13 protein-coding genes, 1 other RNA gene and 1 pseudogene are annotated in these 19,723 nt (G+C 59.9%); 8 read left to right on the top strand and 7 right to left on the bottom strand.

Annotated elements, in window-relative coordinates:
* Positions 1 to 297 precede the first annotated feature (297 nt).
* The gene (locus ACXHRN_RS06990) at positions 298 to 1,947 is read left to right on the top strand and encodes an arylsulfatase (protein WP_488640609.1); all 1,650 of its coding nucleotides are present in this window, start codon (positions 298 to 300) and stop codon (positions 1,945 to 1,947) included.
* 154 nt (positions 1,948 to 2,101) lie between these two features.
* Here the strand turns inward: ACXHRN_RS06990 and ACXHRN_RS06995 are convergent, their stop codons facing one another.
* Positions 2,102 to 4,699 carry an ATP-dependent helicase gene (locus ACXHRN_RS06995; RefSeq protein ID WP_488640610.1) on the bottom strand — a complete coding sequence of 866 codons (2,598 nt, stop codon included), beginning with the start codon at positions 4,697 to 4,699 and terminating at the stop codon, positions 2,102 to 2,104.
* Positions 4,700 to 4,878: 179 nt separating this feature from the next.
* On the opposite strand from ACXHRN_RS06995, the gene ACXHRN_RS07000 reads away from it, so the two are divergent.
* The 3 genes from ACXHRN_RS07000 to ACXHRN_RS07010 are packed head-to-tail and all read left to right on the top strand — an operon-like array spanning position 4,879 to position 9,424.
* Complete coding sequence (locus tag ACXHRN_RS07000) at positions 4,879 to 6,069, top strand: efflux RND transporter periplasmic adaptor subunit (RefSeq protein WP_488640611.1); 1,191 nt, start codon at positions 4,879 to 4,881, stop codon at positions 6,067 to 6,069.
* Entirely contained in the window at positions 6,066 to 9,203 is a 3,138-nt protein-coding gene (locus ACXHRN_RS07005; protein WP_488640612.1) for an efflux RND transporter permease subunit, read from the top strand. The genes ACXHRN_RS07000 and ACXHRN_RS07005 overlap by 4 nt, the downstream gene beginning before the upstream one ends.
* Positions 9,204 to 9,211: 8 nt before the next feature.
* Positions 9,212 to 9,424, top strand: coding sequence for a ribbon-helix-helix domain-containing protein (locus tag ACXHRN_RS07010; RefSeq protein WP_488640613.1), 213 nt, complete (start codon positions 9,212 to 9,214; stop codon positions 9,422 to 9,424).
* 50 nt (positions 9,425 to 9,474) lie between these two features.
* Here ACXHRN_RS07010 and ACXHRN_RS07015 read toward each other — a convergent pair whose 3' ends face one another.
* From ACXHRN_RS07015 to ACXHRN_RS07025, 3 genes are all read right to left on the bottom strand, one after another.
* Entirely contained in the window at positions 9,475 to 10,269 is a 795-nt protein-coding gene (locus ACXHRN_RS07015; protein WP_488640614.1) for an AAA family ATPase, read from the bottom strand.
* A 91-nt stretch (positions 10,270 to 10,360) separates the two neighbouring features.
* Positions 10,361 to 14,002 (bottom strand): AsmA family protein, encoded by a 3,642-nt coding sequence (locus tag ACXHRN_RS07020; RefSeq protein ID WP_488640615.1) that lies wholly within the window; start codon positions 14,000 to 14,002, stop codon positions 10,361 to 10,363.
* A 71-nt stretch (positions 14,003 to 14,073) separates the two neighbouring features.
* Positions 14,074 to 15,486, bottom strand: a complete 1,413-nt coding sequence (locus ACXHRN_RS07025; protein ID WP_488640616.1) for an FAD-binding oxidoreductase — start codon at positions 15,484 to 15,486, stop codon at positions 14,074 to 14,076.
* Between the two features lie 105 nt (positions 15,487 to 15,591).
* On the opposite strand from ACXHRN_RS07025, the gene ACXHRN_RS07030 reads away from it, so the two are divergent.
* On the top strand, positions 15,592 to 16,125 hold the full coding sequence (locus ACXHRN_RS07030; RefSeq protein WP_488640617.1) for a thioesterase family protein: 534 nt from the start codon (positions 15,592 to 15,594) through the stop codon (positions 16,123 to 16,125).
* A 121-nt stretch (positions 16,126 to 16,246) separates the two neighbouring features.
* Here the strand turns inward: ACXHRN_RS07030 and ACXHRN_RS07035 are convergent, their stop codons facing one another.
* The 3 genes from ACXHRN_RS07035 to ssrA form a co-directional block, all read right to left on the bottom strand.
* Positions 16,247 to 16,438: a DUF4169 family protein gene (locus tag ACXHRN_RS07035; RefSeq protein ID WP_488640618.1), complete on the bottom strand. Its 192-nt coding sequence runs from the start codon at positions 16,436 to 16,438 to the stop codon at positions 16,247 to 16,249.
* 19 nt (positions 16,439 to 16,457) lie between these two features.
* Entirely contained in the window at positions 16,458 to 16,964 is a 507-nt protein-coding gene (locus ACXHRN_RS07040; protein WP_488641850.1) for an SspB family protein, read from the bottom strand.
* A gap of 158 nt (positions 16,965 to 17,122) precedes the next feature.
* Positions 17,123 to 17,483, bottom strand: a transfer-messenger RNA (tmRNA) gene (gene ssrA / locus ACXHRN_RS07045).
* A 104-nt stretch (positions 17,484 to 17,587) separates the two neighbouring features.
* Between ssrA and ACXHRN_RS07050 the strand changes: the two genes are divergently transcribed.
* From ACXHRN_RS07050 to thyA (ACXHRN_RS07060), 3 genes and pseudogenes are all read left to right on the top strand, one after another.
* A complete protein-coding gene (locus ACXHRN_RS07050; RefSeq protein WP_488640619.1) occupies positions 17,588 to 17,896 on the top strand; it encodes a DUF2853 family protein in 309 nt (102 codons plus the stop codon).
* 101 nt (positions 17,897 to 17,997) lie between these two features.
* Positions 17,998 to 18,516: pseudogene (gene thyA, locus ACXHRN_RS07055) on the top strand (thymidylate synthase); the annotation flags it as partial.
* Between the two features lie 193 nt (positions 18,517 to 18,709).
* Entirely contained in the window at positions 18,710 to 19,633 is a 924-nt protein-coding gene (gene thyA, locus ACXHRN_RS07060; protein ID WP_488641851.1) for a thymidylate synthase, read from the top strand.
* Positions 19,634 to 19,723 lie beyond the last annotated feature (90 nt).

Here is a 19,723-nt window from a genome sequence, read left to right on the forward strand (position 1 = left end):
AATTTCAAGCGCGCAGTAGGCGTGGGGTGCGGATGGGCGCTCAGGGCTGGTGGCGGAAGAACGCCCACTTCCGCTTTGCGCCGCCACAAGCGGACATTCTTTCATGCCCGACGTTGCGGCCATGTTACCGTAACGTACTTGCATATCATCTAATAAACGGAGACGATCCATCTCTGTGGCGTGGCACTACCATTCTGGTTCCTTGCATACTCTTCGCGCCACCAATCAATAGTTTGATCTGAACAAGTCCATAGGCGCCTGCTGGCGCCGTTTGGCACGTTAGAGAGGGAAAATCCGATGAAAGAGAGCATCAACGCCACTAGGCGCGACCTTCTGTTGGCAGGGGGATCACTGATCGCCGCCTCAGCCGTCGCAACGATTGCGAATACAGCAGTGAGCACCGCCGCAAAGGCGGCCTCGTCAAGCAAGAAGCCGAACATCGTCGTCATCATGGCGGACGACGTGGGCATCTGGAACATCGGTGCCTATAATCGCGGAATGATGGCAGGACGGACACCACACCTCGACAAGCTCGCTGCGGAGGGCATGCTATTTACAGATTACTATGCGGAGGCGAGCTGCACGGCTGGCCGCGCCAACTTCATCACGGGTGAGCTCCCCATACGCACTGGCATGACCACGGTCGGTCAGGCAGGATCACCCGTCGGTCTGCCAGCGGCCGCCCCGACCATTGCGACAGTCCTTAAGTCGATGGGCTATGCCACAGGTCAGTTCGGCAAAAACCATCTAGGCGACCTCAACGAATTCTTGCCCACGGTGCACGGCTTCGACGAGTTCTTCGGGTATCTCTATCATCTGGATGCGATGGAAGACCCGTCCCACCCTGGCTACCCTCAGGAACTATTGAATGAAGTCGGGCCGCGCAACATGGTCCATTCGTGGGCTACTGAGGTTGACGACCCAACGGAGATGCCGCGTTGGGGCAAGGTCGGCAAACAGAAGATCGAGGATGCCGGAACACTCTACCCCAAGCGGATGGAAACTATTGATGATGAAATTCAGGCACTCTCCTTCAAATTCATCGATAAGGCGATGGACGATGGTAAGCCGTTCTTCCTTTGGCTCAACCCAACACGCATGCACATCGTCACCCATCTGTCGGAGAAGTACGAGAAGATGCGCACGTCCGAGAATGGGTGGACCATTCACGAAGCCGGTATGGCGCAGCTCGACGACATCGTCGGCGCAACTATGGACAAGCTCAAGGAACTTGGGGTGGATGACAACACCATCGTCATGTTCACCACCGACAACGGCACCGAGAACTTCACGTGGCCAGACGGCGGACAGACCCCATTCTTTGCAGGCAAGGGCACGACCTATGAGGGGGGCTTCCGTGCCCCAGCGATGATCCGCTGGCCCGGTCATGTTCCCGCTGGCGCGATTGGCAACGGGTTGTTCTCAGGGCTTGACTGGTTTCCCACCTTCGTGACTGCCGCAGGCGACCCGAACATTGTCGTCGAGTTGAAGGCAGGAAAAGAACTCAACGGCCAAATGTACAAGGTCCACCTCGACGGCTACGACCAGACCAGCATGATCACTGGCACGGGCAAGTCAAACCGGCATGAAATCTGGTACTTCGCCGAAAGTACTCTGGGCGCAGCTCGCATCGACGACTACAAGTACACCTTTAAGGAACAACCTGGGGGCTGGCTCGGAGACACGGTTACGCTTGGTGCGCCCACTATCACCAACCTGCGCCTCGATCCATTCGAACGTACGGCATTCTACAAGGGAACCAATGGCTCCCTTGAGTACTTCGAGTGGTACAAGTACGAGTTCTGGCGGTTCGTCCTCGTGCAGAAGAAGGTGGCAGAACTTGCGCAATCCGCCATCGCGTTCCCACCACTGCAGAGAGGTGCAAGTTTCGGTCTGAGTGCCGTCAAGGAGCAGATCGAGGAGGCTATAAGGAAACACGCGCAGTAGCAGAATTCTGAAGCAGGTGGACGGCCCGCGAGGGCCGTTTGCCTTACCCGTTGATGTGCCTATCCGGCCCGGAAATGGCGTCTAGAGGAAGTTGAATATGGAGCTGTGGGCGTCCGCAATGGGCGCCACAAGCAGCCCATCGCGAAGGTTTCCCTCACACCCGCTCGACAAACCCGTCCAGCACCCGCTTCTGCCCGGCACGGTCAAAATCGATCGTCAGCTTGTTGCCCTCGATGCCTGCCACGTTGCCATTGCCGAACTTGATATGAAACACCCGGTCGCCGACTGTGAAGGCGGAGGGGGTGTCGATCTTGGATTTGGCGACCAGTTCGCCCTGGATGACGCGACCGGTCGGTCCGGCTTCGCCGTAGCCGATCTTTTCCACCTGGTGGCCGGAGCGGCTGCCCCAGTTGTTGCGGGTGGCTTCGGTCTTGTTGGCCTGGGCGCGCTGCCAGCCGGGCGACGAATAGCCGGACGAGAAGGGTTCTTCCTTGTCGAAGCGCGACTGGCCGTACTGGTTGCGGCCATAGCCGCCGTAGGATTGCTCCATCTGCGCGACCTCGACATGGTCTTCCGGCAACTCGTCTAGGAAGCGCGACGGGATGGTCGATTGCCAGAGGCCGTGGATGCGGCGGTTGGAGACGAACCAGATATGCAGTCGCTTCTTGGCGCGAGTCAGGCCGACATAGGCGAGCCGGCGCTCTTCTTCCAGCCCGTTGCGACCGCCTTCGTCGAGCGCCCGCTGGTGCGGAAACAGGCCTTCCTCCCAGCCGGGCAGGAAGACGGTGTCGAATTCCAGGCCCTTGGCCGAATGCAGTGTCATGATCGACACTGCATCCATGTTCTCGTTCTTGTCGGCATCCATGACCAGCGAGACATGCTCGAGGAAGCCGCGCAGGCTCTCGAACTGCTCCATGGAGCGGACGAGTTCCTTGAGGCTTTCCAGCCGTCCCGGCGCTTCGGCCGTCTTGTCGGCCTTCCACATGTCGGTATAGCCGCTCTCCTCGAGGATCTGCTCGGCAAGCTCGGTATGCGGCATGTTGGGCAGCAGGTTCTGCCAGCGCTGGAAATTGGCGACGACATCATAGAGCGCCTTGCGGCCCTTGGGCTTCAGCTCTTCGGTTTCGACCATGTCGGCGGCAGCCGCCAGCATCGGGATATCGCGGGCGCGGGCATAATCGTGGAGATGGCGGACGGTGGTATCGCCGAGGCCGCGCTTGGGCGTGTTGATGATGCGCTCGAAGGCGAGATCGTCGGCGGGTTGCGCCACCAGCCGGAAATAGGCCATGGCATCGCGGATCTCGAGCCGCTCGTAGAAGCGCGGGCCGCCGATGACGCGGTAGTTCAGGCCGAGCGTCACAAAGCGATCTTCGAATTCGCGCATCTGGAATGAGGCACGCACGAGGATCGCCATGTCGTTGAGATTGTGGCTCTGGCGTTGCAGCTGCTCTATCTCCTCGCCGATGGCGCGGGCTTCCTCTTCCGAATCCCAGGAGGCGTGCACCTGCACCTTGTCGTCGTCGACATCGGGCTTTTCCGTAAACAGCGTTTTGCCGAGCCGGCCTTCGTTGTGGGCGATCAAATGGCCCGACGCGCCGAGAATATGGGCGGTGGAGCGATAGTTGCGCTCGAGCCGGATGACGGTGGCGCCCGGAAAGTCTTTCTCGAAGCGCAGGATATTATCGACATCGGCGCCGCGCCATCCATAGATTGCCTGGTCGTCATCGCCCACGCAGCAAATATTGATTTGCTGCGATTCTCTTGCGCCGCTATCGCGGCTGCGCTCCGCGGGGGCGGGCGAAACGTCGCCCGGCCAGCCGTCGCTGGCTCGGCCTTCGGCCGGCGCTGCCCTGCTCGTCGCTTGCTTTTTGCCGCCCGGCCGCTGGGCGAGCAGCCTCAGCCACATATATTGCGCCGTATTGGTATCCTGGTATTCGTCGACTAGGATGTAACGAAAGCGGCTCTGGTAGTCCGCGAGGATATCGGGATTGTTCTTGAGGATACGGATCGGGTGCTGCAGCAGGTCGCCGAAATCGCAGGCGTTCAGGCTGATGAGCCGGTTCTGGTAGGCGGTGTAGAGCTCGCGGCCCTTGCCATTGCCGAAGGAGCGTGCGTCGCCCTCGGCGATCTGGTTGGGGTCGAGGCCCTTGTTCTTCCAGTTGTCGATCATCTGGGCGAACTGGCGCGCCGGCCAGCGCTTGTCGTCCAGCCCCTCGGCCTGGATGATCTGCTTGAGGAGGCGGATGACATCGTCGGTGTCGAGAATGGTGAAATCGGAGCGCAGCGACACGAGTTCGGCATGCCGGCGGAGAAATTTGACGCCGATCGAGTGGAACGTGCCGAGCCATGGCATTCCCTCCACCGCTTCACCGGCGAGATGAGCGATCCTTTCCCGCATTTCACGGGCCGCCTTGTTGGTGAAGGTCACCGCCAGGATCTGGCTGGGATAGGCGCGGCCGGTCGCGAGAATGTGGGCGATGCGAGTGGTCAGTACCCGGGTCTTGCCGGTGCCGGCGCCCGCGAGCACGAGGACCGGGCCATCGAGCGTTTCCACAGCGCGCAATTGTTCGGGATTCAGGCCTTCGAGATAGGATGGTTTTGGCGCGGATGCCTGACGGGCGGCCATGGCGCGCGCGGCGATGCCACCCGCATTTGCGCTGCCTTGGGGGCGCTCGGGCGCACGTTCAGGTTTTGCGGGGCGAGCAGCCGGCTCCTCATCGAAGAAGGGAATGTCATCAAAGCCGTTCATCATCGGCATTCCATGTATGATTCGGCAGATTTTGGCAAAGCCCGGTCACGGTTTGTTCGCAATCTACGTTCACGATTACATTACAATTCGTCCATGTGGCAAATGGAAACTTGCCGCTTGGGTGTTAATCTCAGATAAGCACGACGGGGGAGAGAATCCATCTGCGTGCCCGGAGTTCCTTGATGCGCTTTGTCACCCAACTTCTGACCGGCCTGGTTTTTTTCGTTGTCGGTGCGCTTATCCTGCTGCACTTCATGTCGGGCTCGGCGCAGCTTGCCCGTTCGATTGGAGTGCCGGAAGCAGTTGTCAAGCTGGTGGCCCGCGAAACGCCCGAGGCAAAGCCGCAAGCCGCCGGCCAGAACAGCCGGCGCGGCAATCTCGCTGGCCCGCTCGTGGTGGTGGTCAAGCCCGCCGAAATCGGCAAGGTCAATGACCGGCTGAAGGCGATCGGCGATGGTGATGCCATTCATTCCGTCATCGTCACGCCGCTGGTGTCTGGCCAGATCAGTGAGGTGCTGATCCGTTCCGGCCAGATGGTCAAGGCGGGAGATGTTGTCGCAAGGCTCGACGACGATGTCGAGAAGATCGCGGTTGCTTCGGCCAAGGTAGCGCTCGAAGGCGCGGTCAACACGCTGACCCGCAACAAGGATCTGCAGAAGATTATCTCGCGCGCTGATTTGCAGGACGCGCAGACGGCGGTGGAAACCGCGCGGCTGACGCTGTCTGCCGCCGAACTCAATCTCGAACGTCGGGCGATCCGGGCGCCGGTCAGCGGTATTGCCGGCATCGTCAATGTTTCGCGCGGTGATTATGTCACAGTCAGTTCGGCCATTGTCACGGTCGACGATCGCTCGCGGCTGCTGGTCGATTTCTGGGTGCCGGAGCGCTTCACCGGCCTGGTCAGGGAAGGCCAGGAAGTGCAGGCGCTGCCGATCGCCCGGCCCGGCAAGACCTATCCGGGCAAGATCTCGGCTATCGACAATCGCATCGACATTGCCAGCCGCACGCTGCACCTGCAGGCGGAGATAGCCAACGATGGCGACGAATTGCGCGCCGGCCAGTCCTTCGAGGTGCAGCTCAATCTGCCCGGTGATGCGTGGCCTGCCGTGCCGCCGCTGGCGATCCAGTGGGACAGCAACGGCTCCTATGTCTGGCGCATCAACAAGGAAAAGAAGGCCGAACGTGTCGCAGCCGTGATCATCGAGCGCGATCCGGACCATGTGCTGGTGGATGCCAAGCTTGAGACCGGTGACATGGTCGTCACCGAGGGCCTGCAGCGGCTTCGCGCTGGCGCAACGGTGAAGATCTTCGGAGAGAAGGACGACACGGATAAGATTGCGGAGGCAGACGCCGGCAAGGCAGCTGCGAAATGAGCGCCGCAGCCAAGGTCCAGCAGGCTTTTTCGGCCTCGCTTTTCGTGCGCCGGCCTATTCTGGCGCTGGTCTTGAATGCGCTGATCGTGGTGGCCGGGCTTGCCGCCTTCCGCGGTATCGAGGTGCGCGAGCTGCCTTCCGTCGACCAGCCCGTCATCACCGTGCGCACCGATCTCGAGGGCGCCTCGCCGGAGACGGTCGATCGCGAGGTCACCGATGTTATCGAAGGCGCGGTCGCGCGCGTCACCGGCCTGAAATCGGTCTCGTCGATTTCCGCTTTCGGCAACAGCCGCGTGACGTTGGAATTTTCCGCGACAACCGATCTAGCCACTGCCGCCGCCGATGTCCGCGATGCGCTGAGCCGCGTCAGCAATGCGCTGCCGGACGATATCGTCGCGCCGCGTATCATCAAGGCCGACGCAGATTCGCAGCCTGTCATGCGGCTTGCAGTGACATCTTCGACGATGAAGGCCGAAGACCTCACCGTCTATGTCGAGGATAGCATCGAGAGTCGGCTTGCGGCCGTCGATGGTGTCGCCGACGTGCAATATTTCGGTGACAAGCAGAAGGCTTTCCGCATCGATATCGACCAGGCCAAGCTTGCCAGTCGCGGACTGACGGTTGCCGACCTGAAGACGGCGCTCGCCACGGCCGCGCTCGATATTCCGGCCGGTTCAATCGAGAGCGCATCCACCGATATCGTCGTGCGCGCCACCTCCGACATCACCACACCAGAACAATTCGAGGCGGTGATCATCAACGGCAAGGTGCGACTGGGGGATATCGCTGATGTGACGCTGGGCGCGGAGGAGGGTACGTCCTCAATGCGCTCCAATGGTGTTTCGGGTGTCGGCCTCGGCATCATCCGCCAGGCGCAGTCCAACACGCTGGATATTTCCAATGGCGTCCGCAAGGTCGTCGCAGAGCTGTCGAAGACCATGCCGGAAGGCATGAAGATCCGCGTCACCAGTGACGACGCGACTTTCATTCGCGGTGCGATCACCGAAGTCATTGTGTCGCTGATACTTGCCGTGGTCATCGTGGTCGCGGTTATTTACCTGTTCCTTAGAAGCTTCCGGGCGACATTGATCCCGACGATCACTATGCCGGTGGCGCTGATCGGGGCGCTGGCGGCGATCTATCTCGCAGGGTTCTCGATCAACATACTGACGCTGCTGGCCATCGTTTTGGCGACAGGCATGGTGGTCGACGATGCCATCGTGGTGCTGGAAAACATCGTCCGGCATCGCTCCGAAGGCATGGGACCGCGTGCAGCCGCCGTTCTCGGCACGACGCAGGTGTTTTTCGCTGTCGTGGCAACGACGGTCACTCTGGCGGCAGTGTTCGTGCCACTCGCCTTCCTGCCGGGCCAGGCGGGCGGTCTGTTCCGCGAATTCGGCTTTGCGCTGGCGGTGTCGGTGCTGCTGTCCGGTATCGTCGCACTGACGCTCTGCCCGATGCTGGCCTCGCGCATGCTTGGCCGCCACGATGTCGAAGAACACGGCGGCTTGCTTGGGCTGTTCGGCCGCGGCTTTGCAGCGGTCTATGAGAAGTCGTTGAGTGTGGTGCTGGCGGTACCGGGCATCGTCATCGCGATATCGTTGCTCATCTCGTTTGCAGCCGTGGTGACATTCTTCTCGCTCGGCCAGGAACTGACGCCGCAGGAAGATCGCTCGATCATCATGGTGCGCGCGCAGGCCGCGCAGGGCTCTAGCCTTGAGTTCACCGAGGACCAACTGCGCAAGGTGGAATCGCAGCTGCAGCCGATGGTCGATGACGGTGAGATCCTCAATATCTTCACCATCAGCGGCCAGGGCGGCTCGTCCAACCAGGGCTTCATGGTCTTGACACTGGCGCCGTGGGAGAAGCGTGTACGGACGCAGGCAGATGTTTCTGCCGATGTGCGCAAGGCGCTCAGGGTGTCGCCGGCACTGCAAGCCAACATCGTCCAGCCCAATAGCCTGGGTATTCGAGGTGCGGGCAGCGGCCTGAATTTCGCGCTAACCGGCAATGATTACGACCTGCTCTACCAGAACGCCACCAAGATGATCGATGCCCTGAATGCCAGCGGCAAGTTCGATCTCGTGCGGCTCGATGCCGACCCGACCCAGGCGCAGATCTCGGTCAATATCGACCGTGAAAAGGCGGCGGATCTCGGCGTCGATATCACCGGCCTGTCTGAGGCCCTGCAGGCGCTGCTCGACGGCACCAGTGTTGGCGATGTCTTCATCGAAGGCCGCGCCATCGACATCTTGCTCGTCTCCTCCAACAATCCCATCAATGATCCGCAGGATCTCGAAAACATCTTCCTGAAGACCACAGACGGCAAGTTCGTGCCGATGTCGGCGGTAGCGACGCTCAAGGAACGGTCGATCCCGCCGCAGCTGGCGCGCGAGAACCAGACGCGCTCGGTGTCGATCACCGGCGTGCCCAAGGAAGGCGTCGGGCTCGGGGATGCATTGGCCCTGGCGCAAAACCTTGGCAAGCAGATCCTGCCATCGGGTGTCAATATCCTGCCGCTCGCGGAAGCGGCGACCTTGAACGACAATTCGTCGGGCATGGCCGCGGTGTTCGGCTTTGCGCTGGTGATCATCTTCCTGGTGCTGGCGGCGCAGTTCGAAAGTTTCCTGTCGGCCATCATCATCATGTCGACGGTGCCGCTCGGGCTGGCCTGCGCTGTCTTCGCCATGCTGCTGACTGGCCAGAGTATCAATATCTACAGCCAAATCGGGTTGGTGATGCTGGTGGGCATCATGGCCAAGAACGGCATCCTGATCGTCGAATTCGCCAACCAACTGCGCGACGAAGGCCAGAATGTCCGGGATGCGATCCGCAATGCCTGCCGCATTCGCCTGCGTCCCGTGATGATGACGATGATCGCCACCGTGCTCGGCGGCGTGCCGCTGATCCTCGCCGAAGGTGCGGGCGCGGAAGCCCGTATCGCGCTCGGCTGGGTCATCGTCGGTGGCCTCGGATTGGCTACGCTGGTAACGCTCTACATCACGCCGGTCGCGTATTTGCTGATCGCGGGCCTGACCAAGCCACAGGCGCATGAAGAAGAGCGGCTCGCCAAGGAAATGGAAGAGGCGCATGCGCTGGGGCTGCAGGCTCCGCCGCCCGCGCCGGCGCAGTGATTTCACGCATGGTCCGCAAATATTCGACCACGCTGCATGGACACCGGACCTCGTTTTCGCTGGAGGAGGAGTTCCATCAGGCGCTCAAGGCGATTGCCGAAGAGCGCCAGATGTCGCTGGCTGGACTGATCGTCGAAATCGACGAGACGCGCGCGGAAAACGTGAATCTTTCCTCGGCGTTGCGGGTGTTTGTGCTCCGAACGCTGCAGGAAAGTTCATGACTTGTTGATGTTTTGATTCTGATTCCGTTGGGCTGCGCAAGCCGCTGAAATCAAACGGAAAACAGATTTCGTTCTTCATAGCCCTTGTCTTCAAGCTGCTCATCGATAAACAGCTCGGGCGCATCGAGGAACGAGCGGTAAATGCTGTAGTGGCTCGTGTCGCGCAGCTGGATGGGCTCGAGCCGGTCGCGCTTGATCTCCAGCAGCTCGGCGCCCGGAAAGGCCATCAGCAGTGGCGCATGGGTCGCCATGATGATCTGTCCCTGACCTTCGCGACGCACGCGCTTGAGGATCTTCATCAACTCGATCTGGCGTGCGGGTGACAGCGCCGATTCCGGTTCGTCGAAGATATAGATACCCTTGCTTCGCAGCCGCTCCTCGAAGAAGCGCAGGAAGCCCTCGCCATGTGAGTGCGAGAGGAAGTCCGGAGGGGCTTCGTGTGCATCCAGTGCCGCAACATCGAGATAGCGGGCGACGGAGAAGAACGTTTCCGCCTTGAAGAACCAGCCAGCCGTTGCCTTGGGCAGCCAGGAGGCGCGAAACAGGCGCGATGCTTCTTCCCCTGATTTCTCCAATGATCTGCTGTGATCGACGGGCCGATACCCCACTCCGCCACCTGATTGGTCAAAGCCGATGAGCGCCGCGATGGTTTCGAGCAGCGTAGACTTGCCGGTGCCATTCTCGCCTATAATGATGGTGATCGGGTTGGTGAAGTTGAGTTCGAAATCACCTTTGCGAAACAGCGGCAGGCAAAACGGGTATTGCTGGGGATCGAAAGGCCGATCCCGATCAAGCCACATCCGCTTCAGGAATGGCGCCCTGAGAATGGTCCTGCGAGGAGGCATGATTTGATCCTAGACCAGATGCGGCAACGTTCAGGAACTGAATCCTGTTGTCGCGCTACGATCATGTTGCGCTTGGAATATTAGGTGGTACTCATTGCGGCAGGCCGTCCAGGTTCAGGTTGGGCAATTGCGCGTCGCCTGACTTGTCTTGCTCCTCCCGGCGCTTCTTGCGCGCGGCTTCTTCCTCGCGGGCGAGTTCGCCGAGTTTCTCTTGGGCCGTTTTCAGCAACCGTTCTTCGGCCGCCGCCTTTTCCTTCAGGCGCTGGCGTTCCGCCTGTCTTGCGCGATAGAGTCCGGATTCGCGCCGAAGCCTTTGCTTCTCCTGCATCTTTGCCTGCAGGATTTCGACACGCCGCCGCTCCTGTTCGAATCTGCGCAGCGACAGGAAGCTGGTCATCTGGGTGAGGTCGATCGTACGCTCAGGGGCGATGAACGAGCCTTTCCAGCCAAGTGCGACGGTGGGGTCGGCGCCTGCGACAGCCTGCTCGCCGGGTTTGAAGGTCAGGTTGATATTGGCGTTGATGCTTGCATCTTCAAGCGACAGGCTGGTCTGGGCATCGATGGAGAGATTGTCGCTGACGGCGTTGATCTTGTCAGCCTGCAGCTTGGCGCCGGTGATGGTGAAGGGGATATCGAGGGCCGGCAGTTCGATACCGCCGCTGAACAATGACGCGGTAACGAAGGGTGTGATCGTCGCTTCCGAAATGTCCGACTTCACTTGGTCGGCATTGGCGAGGATCGAGGGCAAGGCGTTGCCGTTTATGCCGGCGATCTTGAGGCCTGTCAGCTTGAAGGCGCCGGAGCCGGTGGCCGTCTCCAGCATTGCTTGCGGCGTGGTGCCAGTGCTGTCGATAACGAGCGAGAGATTGGATTGGGCAGAGGCAGCCGGTGCGCCCTGATATTGCCAGAACGCGGTTTTCAGCGCGGCATCGGCGATATCGAACCGCGAACGGAAGAAGGCCGTGCCATCCGTGCTGCCGAGTTCGACCTGGCCCTTGAAGCGGCCGGTGGAGAACGCACCGCTCGCATTCGAAATGTTGATCCGGCCCGGCGATGCATCGAAATTCGCCTTGAAACCATCGACCGTGCCGAGATTGCCGAAATGGAACTGGTTTGCCGAAAGCGCCACGCTTGCCGGCACTGGCAGGCCGGTGTCCTTCGGCACGGGGATTTTCGACAGCGCACCGGTGAGCGGGTCGCTGATCTGCCCATAGACGGCTTCCGCCAGCCAGTCGAGATCGGCCGAGGCGATCTGCAGCTGGCCGGCGAACACCGGCTCGGGATCACGGCGGTTCATCGACAGGATACCGCTGAATGCGTTGCCGTCGGTGTCGCCCTTGATCGTGTCGAGTGTGATCGCCTCCGGCGCAGCATAGACATGCGCGGTCGCATTGAAAGGCAGGCCTTCGCTCAGCCGCGGCAGCACGATGCCGTTCATCAGCAGGTAGGGCGCAAGGTCGCCGCTATCGACGCTGAGCGTATAGGAGCCGTTGAGGAAATGCGGCGCGTCGAGCGCCATCTGGCCGTCGATATCGATGGTCGTCGTGCCGGACGCGAAGCCCGCATTGATCTGCGGGTCGCTTTCAGCGGGCTGATTGAGCTTGAAGGTCAGGATGCCGTCCTGGTCGGCATCGAAGGCTATGGTCGGCAGGCCGACCTGACCCAGCATCACCCAGGCTTCCGGGTTGCTGATCGTTGCGTCGAGCACCATGCCTTCGGGATTGGCGAGGCCGAAGGACTGCGCAGCAAGGCTGGCATCGATCCGGCTGCCCAGCGCCGTGCCCGCAAGCTTGGCCTCCACGGGCCAGTCGCCCTTGCCGAGCTTGAGGTTCAGCGCAAGATCGCTGTCGGCGAAAAAGCCTGCATTTTGGGCCAGTCGGGCCAGCGCCGGATGCGGTGGCAGGCGGTCGGCCATCAGCTTGAAGAGCGCGGTGGGGTCCTTGGCCTTGATCGTGATGTCCGCCTCGCCCGACGTCTGTTTGGCCAGTTCGGTGAAGTTGCCTGTTGCACCAACCTTGGCACCATAGAAATCGTCAACCGCCAGTCTCAGGTCGGAGATGCCGCCATTGGCGAGCGAAAACGCTGTGTCGACGCCTGCCGCTTGCAAGCCGAAGGCCGAGAAATTGGCAAATTTCAGCTTGGCGGCGATCTGGTGGTTCAGGAGCGATCCGAGTGAGGCCTCGCCGGTCAGCAGTCCACCGAGAGCCACGACCGTATCGAGATCGAACCGGTTGCCGGAGAGCTCGGTGGAAAGCGCGGGGCTTTCGCCGTCTTTCATCTGGTGTTCGAGGCGGCCCTTGAGGCTCGCTGAGCCGAAGGCGATTTCCAGATTCTCAAAGCGCTGAAGATCGGGTGTGATGCTGACATTGGCGGAAAAGCCCGCCGTCTTCAATTGTCGCACGCTGTCCGGCACATTGCCCGTGACCCATTCGGCAAAGCCCGAGGGCTGGTTGGATGCCAGCAGCAATTCACCCTCGAAGGACTGGCGGTTGATGACCGTCAGCTTGCCCTTGGCCTGTAGCGTTGTGCGCCCGGGCAATTGCGCCTCGGCCTGGTCGATCTGCCAGCCGTCCTTGGCCGGCTGCATCTCCAGCTTGACGTCGCGGATGACGGTATCCTTGGCGAGCAGCGCCGGCAGCGACACGTGCGCCTTGCCGGGCATTTGCGGGATCGGCACGTCGGCGAGCAGCGTCATCAGTGCCTTGACGCGCTCGCGCACCGGCACGGCGCTGACCGCGGCATCGTCAGCGGCGCCCTCGTTGTCGCTGCCAAAGCGGCTGAGATCGATCTGCTGGCCGACGGCCGTCAGCAGGAATTCCGGCTTGCGGCCCGCATCAATCGTTGCCTCGCCGGTAACGATGTAGGGATCGGCGGTGCTGCCCATCTGGAATTCGTATTTATCAATCCGGATGCGGTCGTTGGAAAGCTCGAACGCGCCGGAAATGCGCGGCGCCTCGGTCTGCTTGACCTCGGCGTCTGCGCCGGTGTTTTCGCTCGCATAGCGTTCGCGAATGCGGAAAGAGCCCTTGTATTGCGGCCGGAGGTCCTTGAGGCCAATCGTGCCGTCGAGTTCGGCAACGATGCCTGGCCTGTCCGGCAGCAGCCGCATCTTCAGGAAGACGCTGTTGTTTTCCGGCACGCTGGTGTTGATGACGACGCTGCCAGCCTGGTTATCGAGCTTGCCCGTGCCGGCAATCTTCCAGGGGCCTGCCAGCGTCTTGGCCGAGAGCTTGAGATTGAGGTCGGTGATATGCCGGTCCCGGCCGGTCTGCTCATCGACGAACAGCACTTCGCCATCGTCGATCGCCACGTTTTCGAGCACGACGCTGGAAGCGGGGATCTGCGGATTGCCGGTCTTGACCCAGTCGAGCGAGCCATCCTCGGTCAGCCGAAGCCGCAGCCTGGGATGCTCGATGCGCATGTTGTAGATCAGCGCCTCGCCGCTGAGGAAGGGGGCGAGCTCTGTCTGCATCGAGAACCGATCGGCAGTGACCAGACCTTGACCGCTTTCATCCTCGCCGACCCGGACATCGTTCATCGTCACGGTGGGAAAGGGCAGCAGACGCGCGTCGACCGCGCCATGCACCACGACCTTCTTGCCGATGATACGGCTCGCCTGAGTTTCGAAATCCTTGCGGAAATTCGTCCAGTCGATGAAGTACGGCGCAAGCAGCGCCGCAAACAGCGCCAGCACCAGAAGTCCGCCGAAGAAAACCAGTATGCGGCCAAGCACTTCGTTTATTCCCTACGTTTAAGTGCCGCAAGGTAAAGGGCTTGCCTGCCACAGCGCAAGCCTGAACTGGACTAATCCAGCGTGAAGATTTTGCCGGGATTGAGAATGTTTTTCGGATCGAGCGATCGCTTGATCTGCCGCATGACATCGACGGCACTTCCGAGCTCGGCAACGAGGAATTCCTGCTTGCCCTGGCCGATGCCGTGTTCGCCGGTGCAGGTGCCGTCCATGGCTAGAGCGCGGCCATTCAGGCGGGCGATGAATTCTTCCGACGCATGGATTTCGGCGGGGTCGCTGGCGTCGATCACCAGCGAAACGTGGAAATTGCCGTCGCCTGCGTGGCCGACGATCGGACCCATCAAGCCGTGGGCGTCGATATCCTCTTCGGTTGCCGTGACGCATTCGGCGAGCTGTGAGATCGGCACGCAGACATCGGTCGAGATCACCGTGCCATTGTTGCGCAGAGCCTTGGCCGCCCAATAGACGTCGTGCCGCGCCTTCCAGAGCTTGGTGCGCTCTTCCGGGTTTTGTGTCCAGGTAAAGCCGCTGGAGCCGTTTTCGCTGGCGATCTCGCCAAAAGCTTCAGACTGCAATTTTACAGAATCGGGTGATCCATGGAATTCGAGAAACAGCGACGGCATTTCCGGCAGGTTCAGGCCCGAATAGGCGTTGCAGGCCGCAACCTGTGGCGCGTTCATCAACTCGATGCGGGCCACGGGAATGCCGAGCTGGATGGTCATGATGACCGCTTCGCTGGCCTGCTTCAACGTCGGGAATGTGCAATAACCGCCGGCGATCTCTTCGGGGATGCCCTGCAGTCTGAGCGTCACCGAGGTCAGGATGCCGAGCGTACCTTCAGCGCCGACCATCATCCGGGTGAGGTCGTAGCCGGCCGACGATTTGCGGGCACGGTGAGCGGTGCGGATTTCCTCGCCATTGGCCATGACGGCGGTCACGGCCAGCACATTGTCCTTCATCGTGCCATAGCGCACCGCATTGGTACCGGAGGCGCGGGTGGCCGTCATGCCGCCGATCGTGGCATTGGCGCCGGGATCGATGGGGAAGAACAGGCCGGTGTCGCGGAGATAGGCGTTGAGGTCTTCGCGGGTGATGCCGGGCTCCACTGTGCAATCGAGATCCTCGGCATTGACTGAAAGCACCTTGTTCATGCGGGTGAAATCGAGCGAGAAGCCGCCGGACGGCGCATTGGTCTGCCCTTCGAGAGACGAGCCTGCGCCGAAGGGAATGAGCGGCACGCCATGCTGGTCGGCAAGTCGCACGACAGTCTTCACATCATCTGCCGTTTCCACGAACACCACACCATCTGGCAATTGCGACGGCACCCAGGTGGTGGTGTGGCTGTGCTGGGCGCGGATCGCCTGGCTGGTCTGGAAACGATCACCGAAGCGTGCCTGCAGATCGCTCGCCATCGCCTTCAGGCCGGCCTCGTTGCGGATACCCGGTTTGATATGTGAAAGACCCATCTCATTCTCGAAAAGTTGAACAGTGATCCGGTTTATTGAATTGCCGTATCAACTGTGGGCGTGTTGAACAGTTCCAACGCCTTGTGTTTGCGGAGAGGATGAGTAATGTTCCAAACACAGCCCCATGTCCAGCCTTCGAGCCCCTCATTGATCTCTCATTCCGCCAATTTTGATACGCCCGTCATTGCCCCGGAAATGACCGTCGAGGAGCAGTGGATCGACTATAACGATCATCTCAACATGGCCTACTACAACGTGCTGTTTGACCGGACGGGTGACTTTGCCGTCGATATCCTCAATATCGGCGAGGCCTATCGCAGGGCGACCAACAAGACGCTGATGACCGCCGAGGCGCATGTCACCTACATCAGGGAATTGAAGAAGGATGCGCGCGTGCGCGGCACCTTCCGCCTGCTCGATGCCGACCGCAAGCGGTTGCATGTCTACTACGAGCTCTATCACAGCGACGGCTGGCTGGCCGCGACATCGGAAAACATGATGTTGTATGTCGATCTCGACGGCCCGAAGGTCACGGCCTTTGCCGATGACATCTACAGCGATGTGCAGACGATGCTGAGATACCATCGCTCGCTACCGAAATCGAAATATGTCGGTCGGCTGATCGGGATAAGGCGCTAGACTGGCACTTTGGATCCGACTTGATATTTCGATTCAGAGTTTTCGGAAGTTGATTCAACGTACGGACAAACGGATTCCGCTGCCGCCGCTAAGCGCCCGCGTTCAATGATATATCAACACTTCAAGAAATATCCGGCGTGTCCAGCTTGCCCTGGTCGAGTGCCTTTTCAGCTTTCTCGTTGATCGCCTTGGTCAGGGTCTTTTCGGCCTTGGTACGGCCGAATTGAAGGCGGTTGGCATCGGCGGCCTTGTCCTTTTCGGAGCGGGCCTTCTGCTTGCGGAACTGGCGGAGATTGACGATGTCGGCTGCCATTGTCCGCCTTTCGCTGATGTCAGTTCTTCTTGCGGAATGAGTCGAGCGAGACGACCGAGCCGGCAGGCTTGGGCTCGCCGTCCTTCTTCTCTTCGGCGGGCTGGCCTTCCTCGGCCGTCGAAATCGGGTAAGCCGTGATCTCGGCGCTCTCTTCTTCGCCCTCGGCGACAGCAACGTCGAATTCGAGTTCGAAATTCACCGACGGGTCATAGAAGCCGCGGACGGCTGCAAATGGCACGGTCAGCTTTTCCGGCTTGTCGGAGAAGGAGAGGCCGATCTCGAACAGCGCTTCGGTCACCTTGAGGTCCCAGAACTGATGCTGGACGACGATGGTCATCTGCTCGGGATACTTGGACTTGAGGTGCTGGGAAATCCGCACGCCCGGTGCCTGGGTCAGAAAGGTGATGAAGAAATGATGATCAGCAGGCAAGCTACCCGTCGCGGCGACTTCGGACAAAACCTTGCGGATGACACCGCGTAGCGCGTCCTGAGCCAAAATATCGTAGCGGATGTGATCCTGCCCCATGTTGATTCCCATTTTTCTTTCTTGGACTTCGTGCCGACTATGCCATTTTCTCGTCGATTGGCAAAGCCCTTACCGCATCGGCAGCGGGGATGACATCGCCGGAATTGGCACGCATGCCACAAAGGCCACAGGAAACGCAACAGCAGGAGAGGGGATTAAGTGGAGGTTTCTGTTGCCAGGTACCTCCGAACCCCGCCTTACAGTGCTACCCGCAAGGACTTAAATTGGGTTTCTGGAACCGCCATTAGGCAGCTACAGCGTAACCCTGAGCATTGTTGTCATTTGCAACTACTCTGTTGACCCGATAACGGCGGTATCATGCCGAGCAAAAAGTCGATCTTTACACCCTTGTCGATCCTATTTCGCCCCCATCAAAAGCCGGTCTAGATCGTCCGGTTTTTGGTGGAGGCGCCGGGTACCGCCCCCGGGTCCAATGGGCTTATTTCACCGCTCATTTATCACCATAGCCGGCAAGCCGGCATCCCCTATATAGGGTGCGTGTACGCGTTTGGAAAGGCGATATCGTCGACTTTTTTGGATTGGCGTCGGCGACTTGCCGGGCGCTTGACAGAAAATGAGGCTTGGAGCAGTCTCACCCTCGCACAACCAGCGAGGAGCAGACTATGTCGGACTATATTGCAGATGTACGTAAATATGATGCCAAAGCGGATGAAGCCGTGGTTGCCAAGATCGTCAAGCATCTCGGTATCGCGCTGCGCAACCGCGATTCTTCGCTGGTGTCCGCCACCGACCAGACCGAACTCGATCGCGTCGAGGAAAAGTGGTGCGGCAAGAAGCTCGGCGTGACCGGCCCGTCGGCAAAGGCTGCCGTTGCAGCGGTCGCTACCGCCATGAAAGCCGACAACTCCAAGTCGCGCGTCACATTCTACTATCTCGTCGCCAAGGAACTGGGCAAGCTGGACACGCTCTGAGCCAGCTATCGAAATAAGCCGGGGACAGGCCCCTCGGCTTATTGGAGCTTGCCGCATAACGCATTATATTGGCGTGAATTCGGATTCGCAGGCGGCTTCCAATGAAACAATATCTCGATCTGCTGTCACATGTGCTCGAAGCGGGCACCGATCGCGGCGACCGCACCGGCACGGGCACGCGCTCCGTGTTCGGCCACCAGATGCGCTTCGACCTCTCCAAGGGTTTTCCGGTCACCACGACCAAGAAGCTGCATCTCAAGTCCATCATCCACGAGCTCCTGTGGTTCCTGAAAGGCGACACCAATATCGCCTATCTCAAGGACAATGGCGTTTCGATCTGGGATGAATGGGCCGATGACAAGGGCAACCTTGGTCCGGTCTACGGTTATCAGTGGCGCTCCTGGCCGGCGCCAGATGGCAGTCATGTCGACCAGATCAAGAACCTGATCGAAGGTTTGAAGACCAGCCCATACTCGCGCCGCCATATCGTCTCGGCCTGGAATCCGGCGCTGGTCGACGAAATGGCGCTGCCGCCATGCCATTGCCTGTTCCAGTTCTATGTCGCCGATGGCAAGCTGTCGTGCCAGCTCTACCAGCGCTCGGGGGACATCTTCCTGGGCGTGATATACTTTTCCTTCATCGGGTTGGTACCATCGCTTCTAACATATTGGAAGAAAATAACTTTACTAATTCGGCAGATGGTACCGGTACCAAGTGTTGAGTTCGCCGCTGTGGCCGCGTAAGAGCTGGTACCTATTGCAGCCTCGATATGAGATGTGCACCATAGCACTAGGTTCCACACGGATTTTTATGATGCCTCGACACCCCGAATATCAGTATCTCGATTTGATCCAGAATGTCCTTGAAACCGGTGATCGGCGGATCGACCGGACCGGCGTTGGAACGCTGTCGAAGTTCGGGGCGATGATGAGGTTCGACCTGTCAGCCGGAACTTTCCCAGTTTACACGACAAAGCGGGTCTTTTGGAAAACAGCTGTTAAGGAAATGTTGTGGTTCCTGACCGGCCAAACCAATATCCAATCTCTCCTTCGTGAAAACGTTCGTATTTGGACGGACTGGCCTCTGGACAAATACCGGAAGAAAACCGGCGAAGCGATTTCGCAAGAGGATTTCGAAGCTAGAATTCTCGAAGACGATAAGTTCGCACGCGAATGGGGTGACCTCGGGCCTGTGTACGGAAAACAGTGGCGACGTTGGGTTGACTCTCGCGGGGAGGAGCATGATCAGGTCGCGGGGATCATTCACATGCTGAAGACGAATCCTTCCAGCCGGAGGATGCTGTTCCACGCATGGAATGTTGGCGAACTCGATCAGATGGCATTGCATCCTTGTCACATGACATATCAGTTCCATGTTAGCGAACTCTCCGAAGACGGCAGCGGATCGCGCGGTAAGCTCTCTCTTCTCGTTGGCCAGCGTTCCTGCGATCTTGGGTTAGGAAACCCCTTCAACGTATGCCAGCAAGCGGCATTGCTGCACATGGTCGCGCAGCAGGTCGACATGACACCTGGTGAACTGATCTGGACGGGCGGCGACGTCCACCTGTATCTTAATCATTTTGAAATGGCCAAAACCCTCCTTGCACGAGAGCCGCGACCATTTCCCAAACTGCGGCTGCTGCGGCGTCCTCCGTCAATTGACGACTACCGGATCGAGGACTTCGACGTTGTGGGATACGATCCCCATTCCGCCATTGAAGCACCAGTTGCCGTGTAGGTAACTAGGGACTGACTACCTTCGCGCGTTCGACCGACGAGACGGCTGGCGCGTAAGCTGGCCGTTCGCCTCATCGTGTCGACGGAAATC

It is taken from the genome of Shinella sp. OV683, from assembly GCF_057787725.1.